13 protein-coding genes are annotated in these 15,453 nt (G+C 45.3%); 8 read left to right on the top strand and 5 right to left on the bottom strand.

The features are described from left to right. Positions 1–73 precede the first annotated feature (73 nt). Both JKP82_RS02150 and JKP82_RS02145 read left to right on the top strand, forming a co-directional pair. Positions 74–817 carry a helix-turn-helix transcriptional regulator gene (locus JKP82_RS02150; protein WP_218395649.1) on the top strand — a complete coding sequence of 248 codons (744 nt, stop codon included), beginning with the start codon at positions 74–76 and terminating at the stop codon, positions 815–817. A 214-nt stretch (positions 818–1,031) separates the two neighbouring features. After that, positions 1,032–1,913 (top strand): DMT family transporter, encoded by an 882-nt coding sequence (locus tag JKP82_RS02145; protein ID WP_159528251.1) that lies wholly within the window; start codon positions 1,032–1,034, stop codon positions 1,911–1,913. A gap of 17 nt (positions 1,914–1,930) precedes the next feature. Here the strand turns inward: JKP82_RS02145 and JKP82_RS02140 are convergent, their stop codons facing one another. Next, the gene (locus tag JKP82_RS02140) at positions 1,931–2,761 is read right to left on the bottom strand and encodes a hypothetical protein (RefSeq protein WP_159528253.1); all 831 of its coding nucleotides are present in this window, start codon (positions 2,759–2,761) and stop codon (positions 1,931–1,933) included. 224 nt (positions 2,762–2,985) lie between these two features. On the opposite strand from JKP82_RS02140, the gene glnK reads away from it, so the two are divergent. The 4 genes from glnK to JKP82_RS02120 all read left to right on the top strand — a co-directional run bounded on the left by glnK (position 2,986) and on the right by JKP82_RS02120 (position 7,447). Next, positions 2,986–3,324 (top strand): P-II family nitrogen regulator, encoded by a 339-nt coding sequence (gene glnK / locus JKP82_RS02135; protein WP_013785695.1) that lies wholly within the window; start codon positions 2,986–2,988, stop codon positions 3,322–3,324. A gap of 32 nt (positions 3,325–3,356) precedes the next feature. After that, positions 3,357–4,604 carry an ammonium transporter AmtB gene (gene amtB / locus JKP82_RS02130; RefSeq protein WP_013785694.1) on the top strand — a complete coding sequence of 416 codons (1,248 nt, stop codon included), beginning with the start codon at positions 3,357–3,359 and terminating at the stop codon, positions 4,602–4,604. A gap of 183 nt (positions 4,605–4,787) precedes the next feature. Further along, complete coding sequence (gene ggt / locus JKP82_RS02125) at positions 4,788–6,467, top strand: gamma-glutamyltransferase (RefSeq protein WP_159528255.1); 1,680 nt, start codon at positions 4,788–4,790, stop codon at positions 6,465–6,467. A gap of 50 nt (positions 6,468–6,517) precedes the next feature. Beyond that, positions 6,518–7,447 (top strand): Dyp-type peroxidase, encoded by a 930-nt coding sequence (locus JKP82_RS02120; RefSeq protein ID WP_159528257.1) that lies wholly within the window; start codon positions 6,518–6,520, stop codon positions 7,445–7,447. Between the two features lie 41 nt (positions 7,448–7,488). Here JKP82_RS02120 and JKP82_RS02115 read toward each other — a convergent pair whose 3' ends face one another. From JKP82_RS02115 to JKP82_RS02100, 4 genes are all read right to left on the bottom strand, one after another. Next, complete coding sequence (locus JKP82_RS02115; RefSeq protein ID WP_159528259.1) at positions 7,489–7,815, bottom strand: hypothetical protein; 327 nt, start codon at positions 7,813–7,815, stop codon at positions 7,489–7,491. A gap of 91 nt (positions 7,816–7,906) precedes the next feature. Further along, on the bottom strand, positions 7,907–9,190 hold the full coding sequence (gene hemL / locus JKP82_RS02110) for a glutamate-1-semialdehyde 2,1-aminomutase (protein ID WP_159528261.1): 1,284 nt from the start codon (positions 9,188–9,190) through the stop codon (positions 7,907–7,909). After that, complete coding sequence (locus JKP82_RS02105) at positions 9,177–10,208, bottom strand: aspartate carbamoyltransferase (protein WP_013785689.1); 1,032 nt, start codon at positions 10,206–10,208, stop codon at positions 9,177–9,179. Before JKP82_RS02105 ends, hemL begins: the two co-directional genes overlap by 14 nt. Before the next feature lie 85 nt (positions 10,209–10,293). Continuing rightward, positions 10,294–10,950: a TetR/AcrR family transcriptional regulator gene (locus tag JKP82_RS02100; protein WP_218395648.1), complete on the bottom strand. Its 657-nt coding sequence runs from the start codon at positions 10,948–10,950 to the stop codon at positions 10,294–10,296. A gap of 120 nt (positions 10,951–11,070) precedes the next feature. Between JKP82_RS02100 and JKP82_RS02095 the strand changes: the two genes are divergently transcribed. Further along, the gene (locus JKP82_RS02095) at positions 11,071–12,225 is read left to right on the top strand and encodes an efflux RND transporter periplasmic adaptor subunit (RefSeq protein ID WP_159528265.1); all 1,155 of its coding nucleotides are present in this window, start codon (positions 11,071–11,073) and stop codon (positions 12,223–12,225) included. Beyond that, positions 12,222–15,368 (top strand): efflux RND transporter permease subunit, encoded by a 3,147-nt coding sequence (locus JKP82_RS02090; protein WP_159528267.1) that lies wholly within the window; start codon positions 12,222–12,224, stop codon positions 15,366–15,368. The genes JKP82_RS02095 and JKP82_RS02090 overlap by 4 nt, the downstream gene beginning before the upstream one ends. The last annotated feature ends 85 nt before the right edge of the window (positions 15,369–15,453 follow it).

The raw sequence follows: 15,453 nt of genomic DNA, 5'->3' as shown, positions 1-15,453 counted from the left end.
GAGTTTTTGTGCCCCAATTACGTTTAACAGGGGGTGGTTAATTTAAAGCAACTATGCATACCTGTGAGGTAACGTGAAGCCGTCATTATCTATTCGTTCGTATACCCGCACTATGTGCATGCATGCTCATGACTATTACCAGTTAGTGTTACCACTTAACGGACATATCGATATAACGCTTGATCATTTTAGTGGCAGTGTAGGAGTAGGAGAGGGTATTTGTATCGCGCCTGGGTTCATTCATGGCTTTACTGCTGATGAGCTGGCGAAATTCATTGTAGCGGACTTGCAATCGGTGCCGGGCAATATTGCTGGCGGCATTTTATTTGCAGAAGGCTCTTTACCCGCTAAAGGCGCTCCCATTTTTCGAATAAGCACACCCATGCAGGCGTTTTTAGCGTACGTTGAAGTGCAATTAACACATCACATAACTTATGATGAAAATGATGCCATGCTAGGTTTGTTCTCGGCACTTTTAGCTCAACAGCAACGCGGTGTTGCCACCGATAAACGTATTGCTCCAGTGCTTTCTTGCATTCACCAAGATGTCGCCTATCCACACACTATCACGTCGCTTGCTAACATTGCCTGTGTGGGCGCAACACAATTTAAAAAGCGCTTTATAGCCGCTACTGGGGTGGGGCTAAGGGAATACCTTATTAATGTGCGCATGGAGAAAGCGCGGGCCTTACTAAGCAACACAGATATGCCTATTATTGCGGTGGCTGCAAGCGTGGGGTATGACGATGTGTCTGCGTTTACCCGTCGGTTTAAACAGCATCTGGGCATGCCGCCCTCACACTTTAAACGTCGATAGCCAAGAAGGTAACTATGATCAGTCCCTTTTATTAGCTAAGTATTTATTCGAGTAGTATTTGCCCGCAAAATATTTGAAAGCGTAGTATTCATTAACGCAGCAAAGTTTAACTGAAAATCAGGCTTTTAAATCAACCACACCGCCTTTTCTGCACAGATAGAATATACAATTACGGTTATGCTTAGGCTTCTTAACTTTTAACAATAGGCAAGTAATGGCAACGTTTATAGGGCTTGTGGCCATCATTTCGTGGGGCGTATTAGCTGTATTGGGTGTTTACGCATCGTCAGTGCCGCCTTTCCAGTTACTTTTCATCTGCTTTTCAGTTTCTGCTTTATTGCTTTTTATAAAGCGACTAATCAAGCGAGAATCTTTATACAAATTGCCTAAATTAACACTTACCCAATGGATAGTGGCTACCTGTGGTCTATTTGGATTTCACTTTTGTTATTTCCTTGCCCTTCGCTACGCACCGCCCATCGAAGCAAGCCTTATTGCCTACCTTTGGCCACTGCTGCTCGGTATTGCTGTGGCTAATGCGCATCAACGGGCGTTTGCCGTGATAGGGGGGGCACTAGGGTTTGTTGGTTGCGGAATTTTAGTCACAGGGGGTGAAAGCATTCACTTTAACAGCGAATATACACTAGGCTATGGGCTGGCATTTATTTGCGCCTTAATTTGGTCGGGTTATTCGTGGTTTATGGCTGGCACTAAAAGCGATGTTGAAGACATTGGCTGGATATCGATTGCAGTAGCAATATTGGCGCTGGGTTCCCATTTAACCCTTGAGTCAGGCCATTGGGACCTTTCATTTACCGTCTGGGTAAGTGCCATATTATTAGGTTTGGGGCCTGTAGGCGGCGCGTTTTACCTATGGGATATTGGGCTTAAATTTGGTAATCGCCAGTTGTTAGCAAGCCTAAGCTTTGCCACACCAGTCATTTCCAGTATTGCACTATTTCTATTTGGAATAAGTACACTGTCTGGCGCAATTACAATGGCAATTGCACTTATTATGCTGGGCGCGGTAATTAGCAATGCTGTACCTGCGCTAATTATAAAACGTCGACATCGGCGAGTGGCAAGCGCGCAGTAGCGTAGTTTTTTGATTCGTTATTTCGATGGCTTTTTAGCGACGCGTTCATCGATGAAACGCTCATAATCGCTGCCCTTGCTGCACTCAAGCGTACCGCCCGTAATACCACTTAAAATAGTAAGGGTTTTATTTGTTGTACCAGAGCAGTTTACTTTTTTCACTGGTCTTGCATCAAAGCTTTTATCCTCTTCGCCTTTTCTGGTATCAACAAGGTCAGGGCTTTGTATTTTTTGTCTATGGGCTTTGGCAGCTCGCAAACCTTCTTCAGCTACCACTTCCTGCTCTCGTTGATTGAAAAATTGGGCGGCACCTGCCCGAGGAGATAAATTTAAGCTACCAGCTTTTTGGTTCCTAACTGCGGCATCATTGTTGGTCGCATTGCTATCAATAGTCATCTTTTCTGGTAATTGAGTTTCTTGTACTGGATTTTCCTCCACTGAAGGACTCGATGTGCGTGGGGTTGCAATCGGCTTGTCTATTCTGGAAGTGTCTTTTGCAGAAGCGTCATTTTCAGGGGGGGGAGTAACGTCTACCTTCGGCTCAGCTTCTACCTGGTCAGCTGGGCTGATAACAGGCTGCTTTACGCTAACGGGCGGGAAATACAAGGTTGCACTAATGGGAGCAGGTTTTTGTACAGGTGTTACGCCGCTTTCAAATGTTGTGGAGAAAATGACTATTGCTAACCCAATCAGGTGTAAAAGGGTTGAGATAAGTAAGCCTTTTGCGAGTTTTCTCTTATTGCTTGCACGAAAAAACTGCGCACGTTCAGGCGCATAGTTGAGCTCTATGGAAGGGGTGATATTTGTCATACCTATTAACTGACCTGCTTCGTGACTAATTAGTTCCATCCTAATTTCATCGCTAATTTCAGTTATTTTACCTCACCACGCTCCAAAAATGGGCATTGATGGCGCAATGCACCAATATTGTGCGTTAAATGTAAATAAAATGCACATCATTTTAGTTAACTTATTGTTTTTGTTTGCTAAATATTTGTGGCACATCTCTTGGTTTACTTCCCTGTACAAGACACGAAATGTGCAAAACAACCATTAAAAAACTGGAGCAACTCATGAAACTAGTCACAGCTATCATCAAGCCGTTCAAGCTAGATGATGTTCGTGAAGCCATTTCAGAAATCGGAATTGACGGTCTAACCGTTACCGAAGTGAAAGGTTTCGGACGTCAAAAAGGACACACTGAACTTTACCGCGGAGCGGAATATCAAGTGGATTTCTTACCTAAAGTCAAACTGGAAATTGCAGTTCAGGACGATCAGGTAGATCGCTTGGTAGAAGCCATCGTTGGCGCAGCCAAGACGGGCAAGATTGGTGACGGTAAGGTATTTGTTTACGACCTTGAACAAGCCGTACGTATTCGAACTGGCGAGTCAGACACAGACGCGTTGTAAGCCAAAACGATTAATTTGCGGAGAAAAGCATAATGGAAATTACATTTGAACTCGGGTATGCACTTGATACCTTTTACTTCTTAATCTGCGGTGCACTAGTTATGTGGATGGCGGCAGGTTTCGCCATGCTAGAAGCTGGTTTAGTACGCGCTAAAAACACGACAGAAATTCTAACTAAAAATATCGCGTTATTTGCCATTGCTAGCACCATGTATATGATTTGCGGCTACGGCATCATGTATGGCGGCGGCGAGTGGAGCCCGTTCCTAGGTGGAATTATGGGTGACGGCGCAACAGGTGTTGCTGAAGATGCAGCAACGTATGCACCTTCTGCTGACTTCTTTTTCCAAGTAGTATTCGTTGCAACGGCAATGTCTATTGTTTCGGGTGCAGTGGCTGAGCGTATGAAGCTTTGGGCTTTCTTAGCATTCGCTGTTGTAATGACTGGTTTCATCTATCCGATGGAAGGTGCTTGGACGTGGGGCGGTGAAGCTGTATTTGGCATGTACACCCTTGGTGACCTTGGTTTCTCTGACTTTGCAGGTTCTGGTATTGTTCATATGGCAGGTGCTGCTGCAGCGCTAGCTGGTGTCCTGGTACTCGGTGCTCGTAAAGGCAAATATACTGCTGATGGTAAAGTTAACGCTATTCCAGGTGCTAACCTTCCACTTGCTACGCTAGGTACATTCATTTTATGGATGGGGTGGTTTGGCTTTAACGGTGGTTCAGTACTTGCTACTGCTACAGTTGAAAGTGCAAACGCGGTTGCGATTGTATTTATGAATACTAACGCCGCAGCAGCTGGTGGTTGTATTGCAGCGCTTATCTTAGCACGCATTATGTTCGGCAAAGCTGACCTAACTATGGCCCTTAACGGTGCACTAGCTGGTTTGGTAGCAATTACCGCTGAGCCTTCAACGCCTACTCCGCTTCAAGCAACCTTATTCGGTGGCCTTGGTGGTATCTTAGTAGTACTAAGCATTGTAGCGTTAGATAAACTTAAAATTGATGATCCAGTAGGTGCGATCTCTGTTCACGGTGTGGTTGGTTTACTTGGTCTTATCCTTGTTCCATTCACTAACGACGGTTCAAGCATTGTGGGTCAGTTAATTGGTGCTGCTACCATCTTTGTTTGGGTGTTTGTAGTAAGCCTAGTTGTTTGGTTAGCGATTAAAGCCGTTATTGGTGTTCGTGTAACTGAAGAAGAAGAATTCGACGGTGTTGATATGAGTGAATGTGGTCTGGAAGCTTATCCTGACTTCACCAACGGCCGTACGTAAGGAAGTCTGAACAGGCAAAATTACTTATAATAACGATAATGCCTGTATCACCAATCTTAAGCCCCGCATCTGCGGGGCTTTTTTCGTTTTTCATAAAGTTAAAAATAACGCTAAACTATTGATAATTTACTTAGTTAGCAATAATGCTACATTAGGTTTGTTCTCTTATTAGGAAAGTAAATCATGCTGTTGCGATGTTTGTTACTACTGTGTGTCAGTCAAATGGCTTATGGGTACGATAGGGTTACCGGCGCGCCGTTTGCGAGTCGTTCAGAAGTTATTGCTCAACATGGTATGGCTGCGACAAGCCAGCCTCTTGCTACCCAAGTGGCTCTTGATATTCTTAAACGCGGTGGAAGTGCCGTAGATGCCGCCATTGCTGCTAACGCTATGCTGGGGCTTGTTGAGCCCACAGGAGCGGGGGTAGGTGGCGATCTATTCGCAATGGTGTGGGATGCAAAGGAAAACAAGCTAGTTGGGTTAAATGCATCGGGCCGCTCTCCAAAGCTGCTGACCAAACAAGTGTTTAACGATAGAGGTTTAGCGCAAATACCTAAATTTGGCCCACTGCCAGTGTCTGTGCCTGGGGCAGTAGATGGCTGGTTTATGCTACATGAAAAGTTTGGCAAGTTACCTATGACGGCTTTGCTCACGCCGGCCATTGAATATGCTAAAAATGGTTTTCCTGTTTCTGAATTGGTTGCTTATTACTTAGCAATGAACAACGAAAGAATAGGTCATTACGATGGGTTTGCAGAAACGTTTCTTATTAATGGGAAAGTCCCCAAAAAAGGGGATGTTTTTAAGAATCCTGGCCTCGCGGTAACCTACGAAAAAATGGCAACCGGCGGGCGAGATGCTTTTTATAAGGGTGACATTGCGCAAAATATTGACGCCTATATGAAATCGCAAGGTGGCTACCTTTCTTATGCTGATTTAGCGTCGCATACGTCAGAATGGGTAGAGCCGGTATCAGCAAATTATCGCGGCTACGATGTATGGGAGCTTCCCCCTAATGGGCAGGGTATTGCGGCATTACAAATACTCAATATATTAGAGCGCTATGACATCGAAGGCATGGGCTTTAATTCTGCCGAGTATATTCATACCTTTGTGGAAGCGAAAAAGTTAGCATTTGAAGATCGCGCAAAGTTTTATGCTGATCCCGCATTTAACGACATTCCAGTTGAGTGGTTAATTTCCAAAGATTACGCCACTGAACGTCAGCAGCTTATTAACGGCGATAAAGCCGCAGAACGTGTAGACGCAGGTATTTACGATGGTGATACAGTTTATTTAACGGTGGCCGATAAAGACGGTAACATGGTATCGCTAATTCAAAGTAACTATCGCGGTATGGGATCAGGGATGACACCCCCAGGGCTTGGTTTTGTGCTGCAAAATCGTGGGGAGATGTTTACCTTAGAAGAAGGTCATTTCAACGAGCTTAAGCCTGAAAAACGCCCATTTCACACCATTATCCCTGCATTTGTTACTCGTAATGGTGCGCCGTTTTTAAGCTTTGGTGTAATGGGCGGAGGTACTCAACCTCAAATGCATGCGCAAATTATTGTGAACATGCTCGATTTTGGTATGAATTTGCAAGAAGCGGGTGATGCTCCGCGTATTTTGCACAGCGGCTCTAGTTCGCCAACAGGCAAGTTAATGCTTGATGGCGGTTATATCAGTCTTGAATCAGGATTTGATGAGACAGTACAGCGAGAGTTAATGGAGCGAGGTCACACATTGCGTCGCGTTGTTGGTGCTTTTGGGGGCTATCAGGCAATTATGTGGGATGATAAGCGCAACGTTTACTTTGGGGCTTCTGAAAGCCGAAAAGATGGACAAGCTGCGGGTTATTAATACACACTCGTATCATTGTTCGCCATGGTTAAATAACAATAAGAGTGCCCATGACACAACCACAAAAAGGGATTTGCGCAGAACCTAATTTACATGCGCAATATTTACTGCTTAACGTTATTGATGACGATAGTGAGGCGGTAAGGGCGAAGCTTGCCCGCGTGTTAGATATATTCGAACACTTTGAGTCTGAGCATTACGAAGCTATGGTGACCGGTGTTGTGGCTATTGGAACTGGCTATTGGACTGAAGTGTACCCAGGCTTAATTCCAGTAGAACTGATGCCTTTCCCTGATATGCAATGTGAAGATAGAAGTGCGCCTACAATGCCCTGTGATTTGTTTATTCAAATTAGGGCTGACCGTTTAGATATTTGCCATGCTATTGGCATTGAGGTCATGGATTTACTTCGATTACACGTAGAAATGGTAGAACAAATTCGTGGTTTTCGTTACCTTGATGGTCGCGATCTTACCGGGTACTTGTATGCAGCAGACAACCCTCGAGGAATGAAACGCAGAGAGGTTGCCATCATAAATGAAAACGATCCTGATTTTATCGGTGGAAGTTATCTACACGTACAGCGCTACAAACATGACTTGCGCCGTTGGCACAGCCTCTCATCACGGCAGCAAGAACAAGTGATGGGAACCACTCAGCAGCATAACTTAGTGAGTGCAGAACAATCTGAATCTTCTCATAGTGTTCGCGCCAACATAATTACCACTGAAAGTGGTAAAGCAGGGCTGATTAAACAAGGTATGCCGTATGGCGATATGGTGTCGCAAGGTTTACTGTTCGTGAGTTGCTCGGCCAGTGCTAGGCCCTTTAAAGCCATGCTACATAGTCAAATATACGGCAATGGTGATGGAGATTATGACCGCTGGTTAGATTTCACCAACGCGGAAACTGGCGCTGCCTTTTTTGCGCCATCCGTTACTTTTATTCGCGAGCAGGCGAAAAAGATAGAATCTGAATAACGTCGGTGAGGCTATACTGAATAGTTAAGGCGCCATCCCAGTCATCTGGCAGCAGCATGTTTTGATATATAAGACACCCATCGATGTGATGCTTCGCGTAACGCCATCCCAACGTCAATCGCTTTATCTTGTGAGGTTAACATCAGGGTGATCAAATACCACCACCATGGCATAACCAAGCTCAATGTGGCCTGAACCGGTTTTAGTAATATGGTCAATAAACTGTTGGCGGACGAACTTTTGAACGGCTTGAGATAACTTAACGCTTCATTATCAATGTGTTGATTGTGCGGGTCGTCAGAGGGGTAAGATTTTGACTTGGCGTTAAGTCGTTGCCGATAGGCAAGTCTGTGCTGACGACACCTCACCAGCACAGCGGTAACGACAACACGGTAGGCAAAAAACTAAACACTTAGTAGTAACCAATCCGTTGTCGACAAAATTACCTATACATTGATGTTATTTGAGCGTTGCAAACACCTTGTCAGCCGCTTCTAATGTTTTAGCAATGATGTCTTTATCATGCGCTTTCGATACAAATCCAGCTTCGTATGAGGCCGGTGCCAGGTAAACACCTTGCTCCAGCATGCCGTGATAAAACTTATTAAACTGCTCAGTATTGCAGTTAATCGCCTGCTGATAATTCGTAACGCGCTCAATGTCTGTAAAGAATATGCCAAACATACTACCGGCAACATTAGTACTTAGTTTAATACCATGCTTATTGGCAAGTGCTTGCATACCATCAGCAAGTGCTTGAGTATTTTCAAAGATGCCTTCGTAAAGGCCTTCTTCTTGAATCTGCTGCATGGCCGCTAAACCTGCTGCCATCGCCACTGGGTTACCAGAAAGCGTACCGGCTTGGTAAACGGGACCTGTAGGAGCAATATGGGTTAGGATATCTCTTCTACCACCAAAACAGCCTACTGGCATTCCGCCGCCAATCACCTTTCCTAAGCAAGTTAGGTCTGGTTTTATGCCATAACGCTCTTGAGCGCCGCCCCGCGATACCCGAAAACCTGTCATCACTTCGTCAAAAATCAGAAGGCTTCCGTATTCATCACACACATCGCGAAGACCTTCTAAAAAGCCCTCGACAGGGGGAATGCAGTTCATATTGCCAGCAACTGGCTCAACAATTATACAGGCAATGTCGTTTCCGTGAGCGTTAAACACCTCTTTTACACTATCGATATTGTTATATTCGACGGTAAGCGTGTGCTCAGCCACGTTAGCGGGTACCCCTGGAGAGCTCGGCACGCCCATGGTCAATGCCCCTGACCCCGCTTTTACTAGCAACGAGTCGGCGTGTCCGTGGTAACAGCCTTCAAATTTAACGATTTTATTGCGACCCGTGTAGCCGCGAGATAAACGAATAGCGGACATGGTGGCTTCAGTGCCTGAATTTACCATGCGTACCATTTCCATTGACGGCACCAATTTACTTACCGTTTCAGCCATAATGATTTCAGCTTCGGTAGGTGCACCGAATGAAAGACCGAATTCAGAGGCATCGATGACTGCTTGACGAATTTGTGGATTATTATGACCCAATACCATGGGGCCCCACGATTGCACGTAATCGATATACTGTTTACCATCGGCGTCCCACATGTAAGGGCCATCAGCTTTGGTAATAAAACGAGGTGTTCCGCCAACGGCTTTAAAAGCGCGAACGGGTGAATTAACACCGCCAGGAATGGTTTTTTGGGCGCGGGTAAAAAGGACTTCAGATTTTTGCATGTAATTCATTGCTCTTGTTGCTGAACCATACCACTTCACGTTCATATTTAGTCAATAACTCTTCAACGCCTAACGTAAGCGCAAATAACGCCATGCGTACGAGAACGCCGTTGTCGGTTTGTCTGAATATGGCAAGGTTTGGATTTAAATTTAGGTCGTTATCTAGCTCGTTAGCCTCTATACGAGAATCTCGAGGAAGTGGATGCATAATGACAGTTTTGGACTGAAAATGGCGAGTATAAATAGAGTGGTTTAAACGGAACTTCCCACGGTATTTATTGGCTTCTTCTTGAGAAGGAAAACGCTCTTCCTGAATACGGGTTTGATAACAAATGTCGGCATCTAAACTGCCTTCAAATGTTTCAGTAATGTTGAGCTGATGCCCCGCGTTTTCAATGGCATCGATAATCGGTTGTGGCATGGCTAACTCTTTAGGCGATATTAGCGTGAAGCGCACATTTTTGAATAAGCATAAAAGGCGAGACAACGAATGTACGGTTCTACCGTAACGAAGGTCGCCAATCATTGCGATATGCAAACCATCAATACCATGGCCATGGTATTCCAATTCACGTTTAATGGTAAATAAATCGAGTAAGGCTTGAGTGGGGTGTTCATTAGCACCGTCACCACCGTTAATCACTGGAACACGACTGCCTTCTGCAAACTCGGCTACCGATCCCGCAGCAGGGTGACGCATGGCAATAATATCTGAGTAACCGCTCAGTACACGGGCGGTATCATAAAGTGATTCGCCTTTCGCTAAGGCTGAACTGGCCATGCCGGTGGTTTCACGCACTTCACCACCTAAAAGGTTAAACGCGGTGCCGAAACTGACGCGAGTCCGGGTGCTAGGTTCGAAAAATAAATTACCAAGGATGGCGCCTTCAAGCACAGTAGTGCGCTTTTGGCGTTTCGCATAAGGCTGCATAGAATCTGCAACTGAGAATACCTTCTCAATAGCCTCGCGATCGAATTGATTAACCGAAAGAATGTGGTTACCGGTAAAGTCAGACATGTATCACTCAATCATCAACGAAAACGGCTGTAGTGTATAACAAACGAGGAAATAAGTAATCCTTCGTCGCCGTCGCGATGGTGAGTTATTCGTCTTTATTTGTACAATAAGTGTTAAATAGCAGTAAGGTTTTCTCGACAGCAATTTCTACGTGAGCGCTAATTGCTTTATCAAGCATTGCCTCTTGAACACCGCACAGCAATTTGTTGTGAAAGTCACTTTGTAACAACGAGCAAAAGTCTATGGCCAACTGCACACTGTTAGCTTTCGTTAGCGCACCTTTGCCATAAAAGAAAAACACCTCAGAGAAGGCTTCTATCGATGCTCCAGGTCCAGCATCATAAAATAGTTTTGCCACATGAGGGGTGCTTTGTGCTTCGCCAATGACCAACCTGAAAACAGCAACCGCCTCAGGATCTTGTATTAACCTGATGAACTGCGTACCTACCTGCTTTAAATAATGGTTTAGCGGAAGGTTAGCACTAGTGCCTTGCATCAATTGGTTGGTGTCTAGTTGATAAGATTGGCATTTCTTCGTAATAGCGGCCTTAAACAAGGCATCTTTATTGTCGAAATGAGAGTAAACCGTTTGTTTTGATACCCCCGATGCCTTAGCAATATTATCCATTGAGGTATTAGCGAAACCATTATCGATAAATAAACACGACGCAGAATGAAGAATAAGATTATGTTTTTCTTCGCTTTTGGGGCGGCCTTGTCGTTTGTTTTTTTGTTCAGACAATGGAATCTCACTTAAAATTTAATATCAAACTAGACGGTCTAGTATTTATAATCTAGCATAGTAAAATTAGTATACCAAATATGCCTAGGCGTATGAGCCTGCAGAAGCAAGGAAATTGAAATGACAACCGAGTCTACTGAACAAGGAAAAGGGGCATCGGCAGCATTGTATGCTGCTATCGCTATCTTCGTTGTTGGATTAACGCTTCTGCTGTTTGCTGCCGGGCTTAATGGCGCGACACAAAAATTTGCCGAGCATCCACCAACTGCGGTTTCAACTACGCGAGTCACGCTACAAAGCGGCTTTGAAATGCCGGTAAAAATTTATGGATTGATCGAATCTCCCAAAGCGGCTGATGTGTCTTTTGATACCAGTGGCCAAGTCATAGCTATTTTCGCAGACGAGGGAGATACAGTTCAAAAAGGAGATGTACTCGCCAAGCTAGACAGTGACAGATTGTCTGCCCGCCTTGTTGAATTAAACGCGACGTTAGAACGTACCCGTGCAGATTTAACGTTGGCAGAGCTCAGTGAAAAACGGGTGACTGTGCTGGTAGAGAAAAAACTAGAATCGTCGCAACGTTTAGATGAAGTCAACGCTAATACGGCTGCAGCTAGTGCACAGGTTAAAGAGATTGAAGCAAGCATTGAAAGTCTAGATGTAGAACGAACTAAGACAAAATTGCTCGCGCCTTTTTCAGGCACAATCAGTGCGCGTTACTTTGATGAAGGTAGTGTTGTTGCGGCAGGTGCAGCGTTGCTCAGTCTTACCAGCGATGCTCCCTTACAAGCTCGCTTTGCGGTGCCTGCGGATATGGTCTCATTATTTCGTGTAGGTGAAGAGGTAGCCCTTAATGTTGATGCGTTAAATATTGAAGCAACGGTGAGCCAGCTTTCCCCTGTACGCAACAGACAAACCCGTACTGTTGATATCCTGGTTAATTTATCGAGTAATGCTGGCTTAAGACCGGGCGATCTTGCCACCTTGGTGGGGCAGCGTCACGGCGATAGCAACGGCAGTTGGATACCTGCAAGTGCGCTTAGCAATGGTTTACGAGGGCTATGGCGAGTATTCGTGGTGACAGAACAAGAGACGCTTACCCTTGAAAGCAGAACCGTTGAAGTTATTTATACTGACGGTGAGCGTGCCTTTGTACGCGGCGCATTAAGTGAAGGCGACCGCTTAGTATTAAGTGGTACGCATAAGCTGTCGCCAGGGCAAGCGGTTAAATTGAGCGAGGGTGATTTGAATAGCGCTGATGGAGCAACGCGATGAACCCTATGCTATTTGATACCGATAAAAAATACCCATGGTATACCTTATTCTACCGACGGCCTCACTTACTCGTTTTAAGCTTAGTGATATTACTTGTCGCAGGCATGTCTGCGCTAGGTAACTTACCGCGCTTAGAAGACCCTAGAATTGATACCCGAAATGCCCTTGTGATCACGTCGTACCCGGGGGCTTCGGCAGAAAGGGTGGAAGCCCTAGTCAGTGATGTATTAGAAGACAAGCTACGAGAAATCTTTGAAATAAAAGAAGTCAAATCTACCTCAAGAGCTGGTATTTCAGTCATTAATATTGAAACGCAGGATTGGATTGATGGCAGCAGTAACGAACAGTTATTCAGTGAAATACGAGACGCTATAGGCGAAGCATCAGTAGGTTTCCCAGAAGGCGCGGGTTCGCCTATTTTTGATGAAAAGCGAGGGGCCACTGCATTTACATTATTATTAGCATTAAAAGCGTCTCACCCTGATACCACATCACTTACCCTTACGGGTCGGTTAGCGGAAGAGCTTACCGATAGACTTCGTAATGTACATGGTACCGAGTTAGTGCGTATTTATGGCGCACCCGAAGAAGAAATTAGCGTAAGTATCTCCCCTGATAAACTCGCGGCAACCGGCCTAAACCTCGGGCAAGTAAGCAGTATTATTAGTCATGCCGATCCTAAACTTCCTGCGGGAGTGCTGGACACTGAAAGCACAAATTTACGCTTCACTGTGGCGAAAGGGTTAGACGGGGTGGCAATGGTTTCTGCTATCCCGCTGGTGAATCAAGATGGTCGTTACTTACGGGTAGAAGACATTGCAACGGTATCCCGTGGGTATGTGACGCCACGTTCTGACATCGGTGTGCTTGACGGAGAAGAAGTTATCTTCGTTGCTGCCCGTATGCAAACCTCGCTACGTGCAGATGTATGGACTCACGATGCGCTAAGCGTCGTTGATAGCTTTAATCAGGAATTTAAAGGCACGGTAACAGCTGATATCGCTTTTGAGCAAAATAAATATACCAGCAATCGCTTAGCCGAACTGTCGGGCAATCTATTAATGGGTTGTGCGGTAGTCATGTTAGTTATATTGCTCTTCATGGGGTTTAAAGCATCGTGGATAGTGGGGTTGGCGCTTCCGTTGTGTGCGTCTTTTGCGTTGTTCTCTCTTAACTTTTATAACGAACAAATTCACCAAATGTCCATCTTCGGCATGATCATCGCTATTGGACTGTTAATCGATAACGCCATTGTTATTACCGATGAAATTCGGATTAACTTACAAGACCCATCCGCCACTCGGGTTGGCGCGATGGCCAAAAGTGTTTCTCACCTTTTTGCGCCTTTGCTGGCCTCTACACTTACCACCATATTGGGCTTCATGCCTATTTTCCTGCTAAACGGCAATATTGGTGATTTTGTTGGGCCTATTGCTATAAGCGTGGTGATGGCATTGATCGGCTCGTTGTTCATATCGTTGACAGTAATAGCGGCATTGGCCGCTCGCTTTCTCCCTAAAGGTGAACAAGCTGAAAATATGGCGAATAAACATTGGTGGCAAGTGGGGTTACAAGCCCCTAAATTAAGCCAAGCGTTTCGCGAACACTTAGCCGGGTGGATTGCTCGGCCCCTTTTAGTCTTGCCCCTAGTTCTTGTGTTTTGTATCTCTGGTTTTGTACTCTCAGGCACGTTGGCTAACGTATTTTTCCCCAGCGCCGATAGAGATCAGTTCGAAGTTTATATGTGGACAAAAGAGGGCAGTAGCATAGGCAACACACTCGCTTACACCCACAAAGTTGACAGTGTTATTCGCGAAAGCGAAGGGGTGAAGCAGGTAACATGGTTGGTAGGAGGTTCTGCCCCTTCAGTGTATTACAACCAAATCATGACGCGCGATAATTTACCCAACTTTTCTAATGCAGTAGTTACGACAAATACGGTAGAAGAGGCGGCCACACTAATTAGTCGTTTGCAACATCATCTTGATGATACCTTCCCTGAAGTTCAAATTGTGGTGCGCGCATTTGGACAAGGTCCGCCTATTGCTGCGCCGGTAGAAGTAGAAATATTTGGGCCCGATTTAGACATATTGAATGAATTAGGACAGCAAGTTCGATTTTTAATGTCAGATGTCCCTGGTATTTCCCAATCAACAGCCAGTATCACCATGGGTGAACCAGAACTTAATGTTGATGCCTCAAGCGATACATTATCTTACCTTGGCCTGAGCCTTTCCGACTTAGCTAGTCAGATGCAAATTAACTTCTCAGGGCTTGCTGGTGGTTCGGTTTTGGAAAGCACAGAAGAAATTCCTGTGCGGGTTAGATTGTCAAATAGCTTCCGACAAGATGTGGCGGGTATTAATTCCATGCCCATTCCGGTGGCTGCGGACAGTTCGGTAAATAGCGCTATAAACTGGTCGTCGTTAGGTGCAGTGGCTTCGTTAACACTAGCACCGTCTATCAGCAGCATTACTCGACAAGATGGGGAACGGGTCAATCGTATTCAGGCTTACCTTTTGCCGAATGTCCCCGCTGTTGATGCCAGTAATACGCTAAGGCAGAAGCTAAATGAAAACTTAGCGTTGCCAGAAGGGTATCGTATTCATATTGCAGGTGACGCAGATGAACAGCAGCGAGCAATGGGGCAGCTAGGGACTTACGCGCCGGTGCTCCTTGTACTCATGCTAACTACTTTAATTCTAACCTTTACCAGTTTGCGTATGGCTGGTGTGATTGTATTGGTAGCGATACTGTCAGTAGGGCTCGGTATGTTTAGTTTATGGTTGTCGGGCTTACCGATAGGCTTTAACCCCTTGTTAGGATCGGCAGGGTTAATCGGGGTTGCGATAAATGGCTCCATCGTGGTTATTGCGGCGATAAATGCAAACGCGCAGGCTAAACACGGGAATATCGCTGCTATCGTGCAAGAAACCATGGGCTGTAGTCGACACATTCTTTCCACAACCTTTACCACGGTTGGTGGATTAATCCCGTTGTTGCTCTTCAGTGAAGGGAGCTTTTGGCCGCCTCTTGCTGTCGTGCTGGCCGGTGGCGTAGGCTTTTCTGTCATATTGTCGTTAGTGTTCACCCCCACACTGGTGGCAGCATTTCAGCGCTACCGCTATCGACATCTGGCCTAACAACACGAGGTATAAACAGGTAAACTGTATTTATTATTAATCTGTTTGCCTGTTTATGCGTAAAAGTCAGAACAAACGAAATGCG

The sequence above is a fragment of the Alteromonas lipotrueae genome (assembly GCF_019249215.1).
Taxonomy (GTDB): Bacteria; Pseudomonadota; Gammaproteobacteria; order Enterobacterales; family Alteromonadaceae; genus Alteromonas; species Alteromonas lipotrueae.
This window is presented reverse-complemented; position numbering and strand designations above follow the sequence as displayed.

Coding starts and splice junctions, on each gene's coding strand:
- JKP82_RS02145 (WP_159528251.1), top strand. CDS start 1,032: ATGGCAACGTTTATAGGGCTTGTGGCCATCATTTCGTGGGGCGTATTA.
- JKP82_RS02140 (WP_159528253.1), bottom strand. CDS start 2,761: ATGGAACTAATTAGTCACGAAGCAGGTCAGTTAATAGGTATGACAAAT.
- glnK (WP_013785695.1), top strand. CDS start 2,986: ATGAAACTAGTCACAGCTATCATCAAGCCGTTCAAGCTAGATGATGTT.
- amtB (WP_013785694.1), top strand. CDS start 3,357: ATGGAAATTACATTTGAACTCGGGTATGCACTTGATACCTTTTACTTC.
- ggt (WP_159528255.1), top strand. CDS start 4,788: ATGCTGTTGCGATGTTTGTTACTACTGTGTGTCAGTCAAATGGCTTAT.
- JKP82_RS02120 (WP_159528257.1), top strand. CDS start 6,518: ATGACACAACCACAAAAAGGGATTTGCGCAGAACCTAATTTACATGCG.
- hemL (WP_159528261.1), bottom strand. CDS start 9,190: ATGCAAAAATCTGAAGTCCTTTTTACCCGCGCCCAAAAAACCATTCCT.
- JKP82_RS02105 (WP_013785689.1), bottom strand. CDS start 10,208: ATGTCTGACTTTACCGGTAACCACATTCTTTCGGTTAATCAATTCGAT.
- JKP82_RS02095 (WP_159528265.1), top strand. CDS start 11,071: ATGACAACCGAGTCTACTGAACAAGGAAAAGGGGCATCGGCAGCATTG.
- JKP82_RS02090 (WP_159528267.1), top strand. CDS start 12,222: ATGAACCCTATGCTATTTGATACCGATAAAAAATACCCATGGTATACC.